This is a genomic window from Bacteroidia bacterium, from assembly GCA_041391665.1.
GTDB lineage: Bacteria > Bacteroidota > Bacteroidia > J057 > J057 > JAGQVA01.
The window spans coordinates 912152-926649 of record JAWKNO010000002.1 but is presented as its reverse complement, the minus strand read 5'-3'; the positions used below and the strand labels follow the sequence as shown (position 1 = coordinate 926649).

18 protein-coding genes are annotated in these 14498 nt (G+C 44.7%); 4 read left to right on the top strand and 14 right to left on the bottom strand.

Features of this window, described 5'->3' with window-relative positions:
• Nucleotides 1-6: 6 nt before the first annotated feature.
• Entirely contained in the window at nt 7-1629 is a 1623-nt protein-coding gene (locus tag R3D00_15485; protein ID MEZ4774587.1) for a selenocysteine synthase, read from the bottom strand.
• A 222-nt stretch (nt 1630-1851) separates the two neighbouring features.
• Between R3D00_15485 and R3D00_15480 the strand changes: the two genes are divergently transcribed.
• From R3D00_15480 to R3D00_15470, 3 genes are all read left to right on the top strand, one after another.
• Entirely contained in the window at nt 1852-2463 is a 612-nt protein-coding gene (locus R3D00_15480; GenBank protein ID MEZ4774586.1) for a hypothetical protein, read from the top strand.
• Between the two features lie 71 nt (nt 2464-2534).
• Nucleotides 2535-2864, top strand: coding sequence for a hypothetical protein (locus tag R3D00_15475; GenBank protein MEZ4774585.1), 330 nt, complete (start codon nt 2535-2537; stop codon nt 2862-2864).
• A 77-nt stretch (nt 2865-2941) separates the two neighbouring features.
• Nucleotides 2942-3736 (top strand): DUF4349 domain-containing protein, encoded by a 795-nt coding sequence (locus R3D00_15470; GenBank protein MEZ4774584.1) that lies wholly within the window; start codon nt 2942-2944, stop codon nt 3734-3736.
• A gap of 31 nt (nt 3737-3767) precedes the next feature.
• Here R3D00_15470 and R3D00_15465 read toward each other — a convergent pair whose 3' ends face one another.
• The 6 genes from R3D00_15465 to R3D00_15440 form a co-directional block, all read right to left on the bottom strand.
• Nucleotides 3768-4160: a VOC family protein gene (locus tag R3D00_15465; GenBank protein ID MEZ4774583.1), complete on the bottom strand. Its 393-nt coding sequence runs from the start codon at nt 4158-4160 to the stop codon at nt 3768-3770.
• Nucleotides 4161-4227: 67 nt separating this feature from the next.
• On the bottom strand, nt 4228-4413 hold the full coding sequence (locus R3D00_15460; GenBank protein MEZ4774582.1) for a hypothetical protein: 186 nt from the start codon (nt 4411-4413) through the stop codon (nt 4228-4230).
• 113 nt (nt 4414-4526) lie between these two features.
• Nucleotides 4527-5003, bottom strand: coding sequence for a helix-turn-helix transcriptional regulator (locus R3D00_15455; GenBank protein MEZ4774581.1), 477 nt, complete (start codon nt 5001-5003; stop codon nt 4527-4529).
• A 29-nt stretch (nt 5004-5032) separates the two neighbouring features.
• Nucleotides 5033-5620, bottom strand: coding sequence for a YdeI/OmpD-associated family protein (locus R3D00_15450; protein MEZ4774580.1), 588 nt, complete (start codon nt 5618-5620; stop codon nt 5033-5035).
• A 21-nt stretch (nt 5621-5641) separates the two neighbouring features.
• The gene (locus tag R3D00_15445; GenBank protein MEZ4774579.1) at nt 5642-6193 is read right to left on the bottom strand and encodes a helix-turn-helix transcriptional regulator; all 552 of its coding nucleotides are present in this window, start codon (nt 6191-6193) and stop codon (nt 5642-5644) included.
• On the bottom strand, nt 6171-6404 hold the full coding sequence (locus R3D00_15440; GenBank protein ID MEZ4774578.1) for a DUF4160 domain-containing protein: 234 nt from the start codon (nt 6402-6404) through the stop codon (nt 6171-6173). Before R3D00_15440 ends, R3D00_15445 begins: the two co-directional genes overlap by 23 nt.
• A gap of 128 nt (nt 6405-6532) precedes the next feature.
• Between R3D00_15440 and R3D00_15435 the strand changes: the two genes are divergently transcribed.
• Nucleotides 6533-7384, top strand: coding sequence for a polysaccharide deacetylase family protein (locus R3D00_15435; protein MEZ4774577.1), 852 nt, complete (start codon nt 6533-6535; stop codon nt 7382-7384).
• Nucleotides 7385-7456: 72 nt separating this feature from the next.
• Here the strand turns inward: R3D00_15435 and R3D00_15430 are convergent, their stop codons facing one another.
• The 7 genes from R3D00_15430 to R3D00_15400 form a co-directional block, all read right to left on the bottom strand.
• A complete protein-coding gene (locus R3D00_15430; protein ID MEZ4774576.1) occupies nt 7457-8062 on the bottom strand; it encodes a sigma-70 family RNA polymerase sigma factor in 606 nt (201 codons plus the stop codon).
• Nucleotides 8053-9132, bottom strand: coding sequence for a glycosyltransferase (locus R3D00_15425; GenBank protein MEZ4774575.1), 1080 nt, complete (start codon nt 9130-9132; stop codon nt 8053-8055). Before R3D00_15425 ends, R3D00_15430 begins: the two co-directional genes overlap by 10 nt.
• A gap of 27 nt (nt 9133-9159) precedes the next feature.
• On the bottom strand, nt 9160-10152 hold the full coding sequence (locus tag R3D00_15420) for a M28 family peptidase (GenBank protein MEZ4774574.1): 993 nt from the start codon (nt 10150-10152) through the stop codon (nt 9160-9162).
• On the bottom strand, nt 10142-11665 hold the full coding sequence (gene cysS, locus R3D00_15415; protein ID MEZ4774573.1) for a cysteine--tRNA ligase: 1524 nt from the start codon (nt 11663-11665) through the stop codon (nt 10142-10144). The genes R3D00_15420 and cysS overlap by 11 nt, the downstream gene beginning before the upstream one ends.
• A 66-nt stretch (nt 11666-11731) precedes the next feature.
• Nucleotides 11732-12784, bottom strand: coding sequence for an endonuclease/exonuclease/phosphatase family protein (locus R3D00_15410; protein ID MEZ4774572.1), 1053 nt, complete (start codon nt 12782-12784; stop codon nt 11732-11734).
• On the bottom strand, nt 12768-13772 hold the full coding sequence (locus R3D00_15405) for a DUF6576 domain-containing protein (protein ID MEZ4774571.1): 1005 nt from the start codon (nt 13770-13772) through the stop codon (nt 12768-12770). The genes R3D00_15410 and R3D00_15405 overlap by 17 nt, the downstream gene beginning before the upstream one ends.
• A 93-nt stretch (nt 13773-13865) precedes the next feature.
• Nucleotides 13866-14492, bottom strand: coding sequence for a rhomboid family intramembrane serine protease (locus R3D00_15400; GenBank protein MEZ4774570.1), 627 nt, complete (start codon nt 14490-14492; stop codon nt 13866-13868).
• Nucleotides 14493-14498: the final 6 nt, after the last annotated feature.

Below are 14498 nucleotides of genomic sequence, written 5' to 3'. Positions count from 1 at the left end.
ATTTTATCAGGTTGCAAGTGGTGGTCCGCCGGGAATGACAATAGGTCTGCGCTCAGATTTGTAGACAGCCCGTTTGGCAGAAAATTTAGCGGTAAGGTATTCGCCCAAAAATACAGAGCCTGTCATCACATTATCCTTTACTTCGCCGGAAAACCAGTAAGTAATACCGTCTCCTGGTTTGCGGTGCGAGCTTCTCAGTTTTACCTTATTGCCTTCCACCATTCCGACAATTTCTGTCATAGAAAAATCGCTTTGATGCGTGCCCTGTATCCAGTTTCCATCCTGATCAATAAAAAACTTATGCATACTCTTGCTGGTGAAAAACTCCATTTCCACCTCCCAATGTCCGCTGACAGAAACCGTGGGGGTTTCCAGCGCTGCAGATTTGGGTTTGCGTTTTTGAGACAGCACACCATGCAGGCGGTCTGCTACCAGTTTTACCTGCTCCGCTTTCATCTGGCTGGGCGTAATGGTAATCGAAGTACTTCCTTCCCGGCTACGGCTTCCAATGGCAACGCGGGGCTTTTTCCGGGCAAGATCTTCTGCCACCTCATCGCCGGTGATGTGGAGTTTTTCAGGATCCCAAGATACAATGAGTGTTGGTGCGTGATTGGACAAACCTTCAGGTTCCTGCACAGATGCCGTGATGCCGTCGATTTTTGTGAGGCGGTCAGATATTTGCCCCAGCCAGGAAAGCCAGGTTTTCCATTCTCCGGCGTGATCGCGTTTAGTCCAGGCCTCAACGGCTGCGAGCATGCCGAGCATTTCTTCTTTTCCCACTTTGTTGTCTCTGCCCGGGCCGTGGTGCGGCGAACTTGCCTGCCACGCAGACATAAGCAGGTTTTTGTCACCGAGCAGCAGGCCGGCGCACTGTGGACCACAGATGGCCTTTCCGCCACTGTAAGCGACAATTGTTGCACCGCGTTTGAGGTGGACATTGGGGATCGTCAGATCTTCAGCAGCGGCATCCACCAAAACCGGGATATTGAGCGGTTTGGCTGCTTCTGCGATAACTTCGAGCGAAAGCGGCTGCCCCTTGTCCATCTCCCCGCCTGCCACGAGATAAATCATTGCTGTGCGCGAGCAAATGGCATTGCGAAGTTCTTCCGGCGTTTCTACAGTGATGACCGTAACCCCAACATTTCTCACCGCATGGTCATACACGTTGCGCGAATAACGGGGTATGATGACCTCGGTTTTTTCCAGTCCGGTAAGGTCGGGAATGCGAATAAGTTTTTCGGGATTTCCGCCCGTTACGCAGGCAGCGGTGACGTGTTTAAGTCCGGCAGCACAGCCCGCAGACACCATGCCCCATTCTGCCTGTGTAAGCTCGGCCAGCCGGCGGCCAATACCATAGGCCATTTCATCGTATTGAACAAAATATCCTGAAGCAGCTTCCATAGCGGCAAGAACTTCGGGTCTTTCGATCGATCCGCCAAGAATGGTAAAGGTACCGCGGCAGTTGACGATCGTTTCGACCCCAATGGATTCGTAGATATTTTCAGCATCCAGAATCGAATTTACCAGCGCATTTTCGGCAGCCGGTGCTCCGTGCAGCGATTCTGCATATAACATGCCTCCTGCAATGGGAAAGGCAGATAAATGTTTAAGAATTTCTCTTCGGTTCATAATAGTAAGTTATAGTTCTGACGAAAGGACAAAAAATCAGAGTTAAGGTAATAAAAAGTTAGGTTCATCCTGAACCAATAAAGTGAATTTTTACCTAAAATCCATTCGCTTTCTACAAAATACTCCTGCCTGGTTTTGGAGAAACAGACCCTTCATTATATATTTGGCTTCACAGCCAAATAGCCAAAAAGACGGCAAAATACCACCCATTATTTATTCCTTATGAAAATATTCACCTGTATCCTTTTGATATTTCTCGGTATTAACGGTTATGCGCAGGATTACCTGGAAAAAATTGCCGCAGAATCCTGTGAATGTGTCGACAAAATTCCCGATGGACTCGACAGAGAAAGTTTTTATATGGAAGCGGGCTTTTGTATGATTCAGGCAGCCGGACCTTATAAGAAAAAAATCAAATCAGATCTGGATATTGATTTGGATAATATTGTAACAGACGGAGAAAAACTGGGGAAAGTACTCGGAATGAAAATGGCCCTGATTTGCCCGTCAGTCATTGTGAAAATGGCAAACATGGACGATGAAACCGAAGATTCGGAAATTGAACCGACAAACCAGATATACAGCCTAACTGGAAAAATCACATCCATAGAAGATGATTTTTTCGTCACTTTTTCTGTAAAAGACGATGCGGGAAAAACTGTCAAATTCTATTGGATTACTTTTGTGGAATCGAATACAGAACTCATTGATTCTTACAAAGATCTGCTGGAAAAATCTGTAAGAATATCCTACATAGCTCAGGAGTTTTTTGATCCCAGGATCAGCGAATACAGAATATTTAACATCATATCAAAAATCGAGGTTTTGGACTAGTTTTTCAGGGGATATCACGTCCTAAAGCTTCATATCAAAAAAGTTTTACCTTACTTATTATAATTCCCAAAATGCCACAAATCAAAAACATTGAAGGTCTCACAACGGGAGAGATCAACCGCGAATTGCGCGAAGGTGCAAAATTTGTCATTTTTCAGTATTGTATCTCTATTGTTTTAATGACCTTCAAACGCGGTAGCGATATCTATTTTATCAGAGCCGATGAATCGCCTTTGAAGTATAGCTTTGGCTTTACTTTGCTAAGTCTTGTACTGGGCTGGTGGGGCATTCCCTGGGGACCGATCTATACTATAGGTTCCATTTACACCAACTTGTCAGGTGGAAAAGATGTAACCGAGGATGTATTGGCAGCGATTGGTGATGTTCCGGAAGCGCAATAGGAGAAAGTTTTCTTTAGGCAAAATATTCACTTACTATAGGAGGGCAATTCGATAGAAAATTGCTTAGCTTGAGTGCTATGACAAAAATTACCAGATTTTTTGCACTTATTTTTCTCCTGGCAACTATTGGCTGCGACAAACAGGATTACGACCAAAGTTTTCCCGCGGAAAACACACAGCAAAAATTGCTCACAGATCAACCAGTTGAGCCGGAAAAACCCGCGGTCGAACGAAAACTGATCACAGAAGGTCGGGTCGGGTTTGAAACGCCTTCGATTGACTCCAGCAGAAACGCGGTTTTAAGGGCGGTAAATAAATACGGCGGATATGTTTCCAGCGACCAGGCTTACAATTCTCCCGGAAGAACAACCGTCACGATGGTCGTTCGTATTCCCGCCGGCCACTTTGATGATCTGTTGCGCGAGGCTACAGCGGGCATCAAAAAGTTTGACAGTAAGGAAATTGATGTGAAAGACGTCACAGAGGAATACCTCGATATAGAAGCCCGCCTGAAGACGAAAAAAGCGCTGGAAGCGCGATACGCCGAACTCCTGAAAAAAGCCAATACCGTAACAGAAATCCTGGAAATTGAAAAACAAGGCGGAGAATTGCGCGTTGAAATCGAATCCATAGAGGGGCGCATGAAATATCTGGAAAACAGGGTTTCTTTTTCCACGCTCACCCTCACTTTCTACGAATCGACTCCGCTGGACAAATCTTTTGGGAAAAAGTTTGCACAGGGCTTCAAAAACGGATGGGAAAACCTGATTCTGTTTTTCGTTTTTCTGGTCAATATCTGGCCGTTTGTGCTGTTGCTGGTTGCAGTGATTGTCGGGCTGAGAATGAACGCCCGGCGAAAAAAGAATACATAACGTAGAATGGGAGATCTTTCGGCCCTGGATTCTATTTGACTGGCTCAATCAAATCCCACAGATTTCCATACAAATCTGCAAAAACTGCGACTTTGCCGTATTCTTCCACGGAAGGTGGCCTGACGATTGTAATATTCTGATCCTGAAGATTCTGAAAGTCCCGGTCAAAATTATCGGTATAAAGAAATAAAAAGACGCGCCCGCCAGTCTGATTGCCGATGCGGCTTTTTTGTTCGTCGCCTACGGCTTTTGCCAGCAGGATGCCGCAGCCATCCGAACCCTTGGGTCTCACTCTCACCCAGCGTTTGGTTTCACTCAACGGGGTATCTTCGAGCAGGTCGAAGTGGAGTTTTTGTGTGTAAAAAGTAATCGCTTCGTCGTAATCTCCTACGACGAGGGCAAATTGGGCGATGTGTTGTTTCACAGGATTAAAGTAAATTATATGGGGCAAAAATAAGGATTCTTTCTGCCCCACATAATTGCCACCATATTTATTGTGGCTGATGGGAGGTCTTGTACCAGCCTATGGCCAATCCAAAAGCTGCAATAGCTAAAATGATAGCCACAGGTTTGTGATCGGCCCACAACCAGTAAACACCTCCACTGTCAAACCGAAAAGCAAAGCAGAGGAGTCCGCACATGATGGTAGTGCTCATGAATAAGTTTCTTTTACGCATATTGTTGTTGGTTAATCAGATAGTTATCTGTTTAGCCAAATGTACGTTTACCAAAGAGGTGCGAAAAGAAAACCAGGGTTGAAAAAAGGTTGAGACCGGGGTTGAAAAAGGGTTTATACAGATAAATCCCTCGTCTTTCCCATGAGTCTGGCCTCCCTGCGGCTTTTGATATCCAGCTTTTTATATAACTGATTGATATGGGTTTTGAGGGTGCTTTGTTCAATCGAAAGAATACTCATAATTTCCTTATTGGACTTTCCCTGAGAAATGAGCTCAAACACTTCTTTTTGTTTTTCGCTTAAAGTATTAATCTTTTCTTCCCTATCGGTAGTCTGTCCGGTAAAATTAACCTTAAGATCGGCTATCCGGATTTCTGTTTTTTTGCTTTCAATCCTGATCCAAATCATAGCTGCCAGAATAGCCCCCAGCGTCAAAATCATTGCAATAAATGGATAGCCATCCCAAACCCATTGGGTATCTGACTGGTTAAAGCGAAAGGAAATCGCACATAGCAACAAAAAAACTGCTACGGGAGCCAGCCATTTTTGTCTTTTGTACAACAGGTCTGAGAATTTATCCAGGAAACGCATAAACAGGTTTTCCTTAATGTAACCAAATATCAATAAAACTTTTCTCCCTTTGCCAGTTTTTCCAGAATGGACTTCATCCTTCGCTCGCGGGTTTCTGGCCTTTTGGCAGTATGAAGCTGAAAGGCGATGTAATAAGTATTGGTTTTGTTGAGCGTCTGGAAAAAGGCCAGTGCGGCAGAGTCTTTGGCCAATTCTGCCATAAAATCTTCGGGGACTGTGATGTTGGCGGGAGAATCATAAGCTTGATCCCAGCGTCCATCTGCTTTGGCTGCTTCGATTTCTTTCCATCCCTGGGGTTGTATTCTTCCTTCCTTTTCCAGCCTTTCTATATGTTCGAGGTTGCGTTTCGACCACATACTTCTTTTTCTGCGGGGGGTAAATTTCTGGATGTAGGAAAGTTCGTCGTATTTGTTTGTCTGACTGTCAATCCATCCGTAACAGAGGGCCACATCGAGCGCTTCTGCGTAAACTATCGTTTCTACACCGGAATTTTTTTTATAAAACCGCAACCAGATTCCATCTGAATGAAGATGGTTTTCAGCGAGCCAAACTTCAAAATCCTGCGAAGCAGGGAATGCAATGATGGGGAATTCTTTTCTGGGTTGGGTTGGACTCATGTATAGTGAAATTATTATTTTTCAGATAATCTGAATACTTAGCCGTTTGCCCAAACCAGCTTCGATAATTTTTTTTAGGGTCAACAACTCAATGTCGGACTTATGATTTTCAAGCCGGGAAATATAATGTTTGCTTGTTCCGCTCTTTTTCGCCAGTTCTTCCTGAGTCAGTCCGGCTTCTTTTCTAGCCTCTTTTACCATCATTCCAATACGGATATCTTGTTTTTCATCAGGCACACTATTTTCAAACAGCACCACAGGATCTACTTCATAGGGGTAATATACTGTTTCGCCCGAAAAATCGCTGGCGTAGATCCCTGTATTCCGCCAACCGATAGTATTACCCATAACTTCAATCCGGTTAAATTCCTTTACATCATCTAATAGCTTATATGCGGGATGCCTTTCGGAAAAGTTATTCCGGCTTTGGAAAAACTTTTTAAAATCAATCACTCGTGATTCTCCATTATTAAACAGACAAGATACGTTGTACCCATCCACTTCGTTGATTTTCAATATTTTCGGGATGCTGCGCAGACCTTTCATTACTTTATTTATTGGGGTTGAATTCATTCCATTTCAAAATAAGAAATTCCTGATTTTCACTTGCCCATTCAATCACCCGTTTTCTCTGCTTAACAGGGAGCTTACCACGGCAAGTTTTGAGTGTCATAATTTCAATTAATTCTTCATGCTCGTTATATTCAGCATGGAAGTGAGGAGGCATGTGATCATCAAAATAAATAAGTATTCTGATTGAATTGAGAATGAATATGGTTGGCATGCTTGGGTATATAGTATTTGTAAATATACAATTTGTTAACTATTTAAGCAACACGTCTAATTGGTTTTCTCCAAAGAATTCATTTAGTTTAGACTATATACAACCTACTTTTTGCAATTAATGAATCTATGAAAAACATCGCCATTACCACTCTCACCTGCCTGATATTCCTCTCATGTTCTGCCCAAAAGCCCGCAGCAAGGCTCATCGTTCGTGGCGATGATATGGGATACGCCCATTCGGGAAATCTCGCCCTCATGAAATCATGGCAGGAAGGGATCGAATCATCCATAGAAATCATCGTACCCTCTCCCTGGTTTCCGGAAGCTGTCAAAATGCTAAAGGCAAACCCAGGGATTGATATCGGCATTCATTTGGCGATCACCAGTGAATGGGACAATGTAAAATGGCGGCCATTGACAGATTGCCCCAGCATCACCGATGCCGACGGCTATTTTTACCCGATGATTTACCCCAATAAAAATTATCCCGGCCAGTCGATCAAAGAAAATGAATGGAAGATCGAAGATATTGAAAAAGAACTTCGCGCCCAGATTGAGATGGCGCTGAAATATCTGCCGGAGATCAGCCATGTTTCTGCACATATGGGTTGTACCAGCATCAGCGATGAGGTAAAAGCTATGGCAAAAAACCTCGCCAAAGAATATAAAATCGATATTGATCCCGCAGACTATGGGGTGATTTCTGTTCGGTACGAGGGCCCAAAGGAAACTTCAGAAGAAAAAATTCAGAGTTTTCTCAATATGCTCGCAAAACTCGAAAGAGGGAAAACTTACCTGTTTGTGGATCACCCTGGACTCGACGACGCGGAGTTGCGGGCCATCCACCATATAGGTTATGAAAATGTAGCTGCCGACCGCCAGGGCGTAACTGATTTGTTCACCAGTGAAAAGGTCAAGGCTTATATTAAAGAAAAAGGAATCCAGCTAATCGGATATAATCATCTTGTTAGCCGTTAGCTTTTAGCTTTTAGCCGTTAGCTGTTAGCTTTTAGCTTTTAGCTGTTAGTAATTGACAATTAACGATTATCATCACATTTGGGAACGCAAATCTTTCAGTTCCTGATTGAGCAATTCACGGGCGCGAAATAGCTGTGCCTTCACAGTTCCCAGCGGGATCTGCAACTCTTCTGCAACTTCTTCATAAGAAAGCTCCTGAAAATATCGCAATTCTACCAGCACCCGGTATTTTTCAGGCAAACGTTCGATCGCCATATTGAGGTAGCGGCGACGCTGATCTTTGAGCATGCTTTCGTTGGGATCCAGGTCTTCAGTTTTAACATCAAAACGCATGGAGGAGCCATCATCTCCCTCTACCGGAGAGTCGAATGAGACAGTCTGTACTCTTTTCTTTCGGATATAATCGATACAATTATTGGTGGCAATACGAAACAGCCACGTAGAGAATGCGAATTTAGAGTCGAATTTTTCAATCGAATTAAAAGCTTTAGCAAAAGCTTCCTGCGTCAAATCCTCCGCATCATCGGGGTTTTTGACCATCTTAAGTAGCATATAATATACCGATTTCCGGTATTTTTTAAGCAAAGTCTCGAATGCATTTGGCTCTCCTCTTTTCGCTGCCGCCACGAGATCGCGGTCTTCTTGCGTATTTTTGGAGACTCTGGGTGTTAAATCCATGAAGGCTTTCTGGTTAGTCCAATCGGAACGGCCGATAAATTGTAGATAAAAAACAAAAAATCCAAAACAGGATATAGCCAGATTATACGTCGCATACCAATGTTGTCTGCAATCTTTCCCAACAATATCCCGCTAAGTGTAATTCTTATGATATATAACGAAAAAAATCCCCAACCTGTTAGGTTGTTCATACAAAGAAGCAACCCAAACAGATAAAATCCACTATGGGAGACGTGAAATATTCCGAGAATGAGTTTTGTTTTCACCGAATAGGCACCTGACGCACTCACATGCCGTAACTTCTGCCGAAACCATGTAGAAAAAGTGTGTTTGGGTTCGGAAAATACCTGACTTGGGGTGGAAACCATGACTGCCGTGTGTGTGTTTCGGGCGAATGCATTCACCAATAAATCATCATCTCCGGAAAGCCTGCTTCGAAATTTTTCAAATCCGCCATTTCGCTCAAAAAAAGTGCGGGTATAGGCGATATTTCTCCCGACGCCCATATAGGGAATTCCCCTGACAGTCAGACCGATATACTGATACGCCGCGTAAAATGTCTCAAATTGTATAAACCGGTTGAGCAGCCCCGGGTAGGAAAAATAGGGTCCCACCCCCAGGATGAGTTCGGTCTCGCCGGAGAAGTGTTTATTCACTTCCAGCAACCAGTATTTGCCGGGCTGACAATCGGCATCGGTAAATACCAGGTGTTCGTACCTGGCTGTCCGGATTCCTTCTGTCAATGCCCATTTTTTGGGTGCCCAGCCTGTGGGCGTTTGACGGATATCTACAAGGATTAACCGGTCGTTTTTTAATGCGGAAAGCCATTCAAGACTTCCGTCATCACAACGGTCCAGTGCCACCACAACCTCATAATTATCATAATCCAGAGACAATACGGACGGGAGGAATTTCTTCAGGTTTTCAAGTTCATTGTGCGCGGCAATAATGACTGAGACAGGCAGGATATCCGCCGGCGGGGTTGTCCGGGGCGTTTTTATCCAACCGGTAAACATCCACCCTTGCAGCAGCAAATACACGAGTCCGCAAACGATAAACAGCCACAACATAGGCACAAAATCGGCAGGCCATTGAGTCTATTCTTCCTTATAAATCACAGCCAGCAGCGTCTGACCTACGGCCTGCAGCGTCTCTTTGGAGATCACGTCGAGATTATCTCCATGGGTATGCCAATGCTCAAAAAAACCACGTCCTTCGGGTTGATCAATAATATCCACCGTGCCAATTCCCCCCTTGACGCTTATATATACATGGTCATCGATGATTGGATCGGTTCGTTGAATGGAGAAATACTGACCAAATCCCAGTAAATGAGCCTGACGCCATATTTTCTCTACTGCATTGGGCGCGTATTGAAGTGAATGCCCTTCTTTGGAGAATACAGCATTTTTGGCCCCTACCATATCGAGGTTGATACCATACATGGCCGTATAGCCGGGTTTATGTTTGTTTTGAGTCCAGTATTGAGATCCCAGGCAATAGGAATTGGGCACGTCCGAATTTCCATAATCCTCTGCATCCCAGAAGACAATGTCCACCCCAATATTGGTAGAATCCTGCCCGAGGATACGTGCAATTTCAAGCAAAACCCCAACGCCACTGGCACCGTCATTTGCACCTGGGATGGGTTCGTCTTTTCTCACACTGTCCTGATCTGCAAAAGGCCTTGTATCCCAGTGTGCAGTCAGCATTACCCTTCGTTGTTTTTCCGGTTGAAACGACCCGATAATATTGATCATATTCAGCGGAGTATTGTTAAACGCCTGAACGACTGCGGGTTGTGTGATAACTTTTGCACCAGCAGCTTCCAACTGAGAAATGATCCAGTCTGCACAGGCAGCATGGCCGGCAGTATTGGGCACACGAGGACCAAAGGAAAGTTGTTTTTCGATAGCAGCATAGGCATTTTCAGCCTGAAAGACCGGAACAGGAATATCTTTGGCCGGAGGCGGAGTATCCTTGTGATTTTTTTCTCCAGTCCCGCCGTTGCAGGAGGAAAGAAAAAAGCATATCCCCCCCGCCAGAAGCAGAAGGGATATTGCGCGTATTGTTGATATTTTACTGTTCATAATACCAGTCGGTACCTTCTTTGGTGTCCTCCAGTTTAATATTCACTTTAGAAAGCTCATCTCTGATCAGATCAGAAGCTGCCCAGTTTTTATCTTTACGGGCTTGTCCTCTGAGCTGAAGGATCACATTCATCAACCCATCGATGGTTTCGCGGGCCTGTCCCCCTTCATCAGACTCTGCTTTCAGTCCCAGCCAGTCAGAGAAGACCGTATGGAAAAATGTGCGGAAGCGATGAAAAGTATCGGGATTTACGGCAAACCCTCCGGTTTTGTCTTTAAACAGCTGGTTGACAACCGGTAAGGTGTCAAACATACGGGCGATAACCTTGGCTGTATTAAAGTCGTCATTCATAAATGACGTCACATCTGCCTCGAAGGAGGCCAGGTTCTGTTCAAACTCAGGATTAATCGCAACAGCTCTGACATCGGGCTGAATGGCATTCAGCCGTTTGATCGAATCGGCCATTCGTTTCAGTGCCTTATCGGCAGCCTGAAGTGCCTGATTTGAAAAGTCAAGGGTGCTCCGGTAGTGAGCCTGAAGGATAAAAAACCGGATATTCGCAGGTGAATAGGCCTGTTCCAGCAAGGGATGTTCACCCGAAAAAAACTGATGGAGGCTGATCGCGTTCCCCAGTGATTTTCCCATCTTCTGCCCTTCGTAGGTGATCATATTATTGTGGAGCCAGTAGCGGGCTTCGCCATGTTTCTCTTCAGGAAGCTGGCAGTTGCATGCATTAGACTGGGCGATTTCGGCTTCATGGTGCGGGAAGATCAAATCCATTCCGCCACCGTGAATATCGTATTTTACCCCCAGATACTTGGTACTCATGACCGTACATTCGATATGCCAGCCGGGAAAACCTACGCCCCAGGGCGAATTCCACCGCATAATATGCGAGGGACTGGCATTTTTCCAGAGGGCAAAATCTGCCGGATTTTTCTTTTCGTTCTGGCCTTCCAGGTTGCTGCGGGAATCGGCCATCATATTTTCCAGATCACGACCTGAAAGAATTCCGTAGCGAAAATCTTTATTATAAGCCTCCACATCGAAATAGACAGAACCATTGGTCACATAGGCATAACCATTTTTGAGAATCTCTTCAATCGCCTCGATTTGTTCGGGAATATGCCCGGTCGCTCGGGGCTCAATACTGGGGCGAAGCAGATTAAGCGCGGTCATATCATTCACGTAAGAATTATAATACCGCTGTGCGACCTCCATCGGTTCGAGTTGTTCAACTCTCGCCTGTTTTTCCACTTTGCTATCCCCTTCTTCCCCGTCATTTTCGAGATGCCCTACATCAGTGATGTTTCTAACATAACGAACTTTGTAGCCAAGATGCTGAAGGTATCTGAATACCGTGTCAAAAGTAATCGCCGAGCGGGCATGCCCCAGGTGCGCATTGCCATACACGGTAGGTCCGCAGACATACATACCGACAAAAGGCGGCTGCATTGGTTCGAATACTTCTTTTTTCCTTGTGATTGAGTTATAGACTGTCAGTGATTCCATATACAAACAAGCCCTTTATATGGGCGTTTTAGCTATCGATAAATAAGTGCCGCAAATATACAATTTTTATGGTACCAGATGGTAAGTGGCTTGTATCGGGTAATGATCTGATACATGGGAGTGGAAAATTTTATGGTTTAAAACCTGCAACTCGCGTGTATAGTATTGATAATCAATACGCAAGCCCAAAGGCCCAACCAATGGATAAGTCCAACCGATTCCACTTCCTCCTTCTGCAAAACTATCTGAAAAACGGCTGCGAAACTGATTGCCGATACGGGTATGCGGGGGAGAGTTAAAATCCCCGGCAATAATCAGCGGATAGGGATAAACCATGGTTTTTTCGAGCACCATCTTTACCTTTTCCTGCTGAAGTGGCAAAACGATTTTCACCCTGTCCCATACGCCCTGAAACTTATCCTTTACCTTTTCATTTTCTTCGAGCGTTTGGGCAGCCTGAAAAGAACTGAGATGAATATTTGCTACACCCACCTTCCCTATCGGGGTTTCAACAGTTGCCAGGATACCGCTATTGATCTCTTTTTGAGGTAAAAACAACGTATCGATCGCAACAATCGGATATCGGGAAAATATAACCGCCCCATGAATATGTACGGGCAAATGTACAAATGCAGCAAAAGGCATTTCCAGTTTTTCTTTCAGATAGTCAAGCGAATGAATATTACCAGCCAGTTTGTGGTTGCGAAATTCCTGAAGGGAAATCACATCCGGATCCATACTTCTGATCAGAGCTGCTACCGTGTCTATTTTTGCAGGTTTAAAGTCGAAGGTTCCGACGTTGAAAGAGGCAATCGTCAATTGCCCTTCTTCCAATGTGCTCTTTTTACGAAACACCACATCTTTTTCTGCTACCCAGATACAACAGAATATGGCTGCCAGGGAAACCGCCATCCACCGTACCGACTTTCTAAAATAATAGAAAAAAGCCACCAGAAACAGAGGAAGCAAAAACGGCAGAAATGCCGGGATTAATTGTATAAACGAAAATATCTTTACGCTTACCCATGGCGCAACTGCGCCCATAAACGTAATCAGCGCAAAAAAGAGGAACAAGCCTGTAAATAAGAGGTAAAAAAGACCTCTATTCTTTTTTTTCATCCTCTTTCTGGCTTGATGCTTTAAATAGTAATTCTTTCTCTTCCCGGGTCAGGCTGTCGTAACCTTTATCGTTGATCTTGTCGAGAATATCATCGATGATGTCCTGGGTAATGACACTTTTACGCTCTGTCTTAGCGGAACCGGGCTTCTTACTTTCAGGGAAGGCAGAGCCGTATTTCACCGTCATTTTGGGCTTGGGTTTACTGTCCTGATAATAGGACCAGATAATTTCAGTAATATCTGTACCGCTTTTCAGCAAAAAAACATGCAAATATCCGAGTACGGCACCCACGATCAGCGCAATGCCCAACGGCGTAGTGAACCCTGCCCACATGAGCTCAATACCCAGTAAAATGACCCCTACCCAGACGATCCGCACCTGCCCAAACAAAAATAGCTGAATCGGGTAATTGGGAACCAGAGTAATGGCGGATACCACCAATACCATAATCAGGGCAATCATACCCGAAGCATGCAGGTGATTGGGGTGAATGGCGGCTGAATAAACCGCGGCTTCCAGCACTTGAGGCGCGTCTGCCTGCATTTCTATTGCCACAGACTTATCGACGCCTGTGGGGATTGTCGTAGTTTCGAATGTAAACATAGACGAGAACGCAATGGTCAACAGCCCGATCAGTGGTACTGACAACATGACCAGGCGTCGTGTGCGCAATTCACCCAACACCTGCTGGTGAATTCTTCCAAAAGCGAATAAAATCAAACCATTGACCAACAGGCGTAAGGGGTCAATTTTTGCCATAAACAGTGGCCAGGTAATAATACTCCAGGGTTGGGTAAGCCAGGTTTTCAGCGAATACGGCAAAGTCAGTGCATACATCACAGACTGATAGGCAGGTTTATTGTCGATCAGTGCAAAAACGAGAAGTAACAGTACCTGCAATATAAAGCCGCCTACCATCAGGCCAATCAGCCATCCCACAGTTTTGTGCCGCTGAAGAAAGTCTTTTATCTCTTTTTGGACGTCCATGAAATATTATACGTATTTTCTTCTGTAAAAGGATGTCTTAATATTTTTGTCTTACAAATTTAACAAATTGATATCCTTCGCCAATACTTACCTTTAATTGCGCAGGAAAGGTATGTATTTTTCGAGGTAAAAAAACAATACCCCGGCCAACATACCCGCCAGGTGTCCGAAGTGCGAAATATTGCTCATTTCCGCCACGCCTTCTCCCGCTACCTGCAACAATGCCAGTACCGCAGATATAATAGCTGCGCCGATAAACAAAGTTTTGGCTTCTATTGGCGGAAGAAAGAAAAAGCTGAGCCGGGAATGGGGAAACATGATTCCATAAGCCGCCAATATTCCCGATATGGCAGTAGAAGCTCCCAGCACAGGATTGTTCTGCGGATCAAGGAAAGCGAGTACGAGCGCCGCGACAACTCCACAGAATAAGTAAAACTTTAAAAACCGGCGGGGGCCCAATGCCATTTCGACCGGAGTACCGATCGAATACAGCGCAAACATATTAAACAGCAGGTGAAAAACGGCAGTATGCGCAAAAAAACTGGTTACGAGCTGATAGGGCTCAAACGGGAAAAAATTCCCTGTGCGGAAACCTAATGCATTGCTTTTCCCCAGAACAAAAAAGTACTGCAACCAGCTGGTATAGGGAATAAACAGCAACAGGAAGACAATAACATTCACAATGATCAGGTTTTTGACAACCGGTGTAATCTGTGTCATAATTTT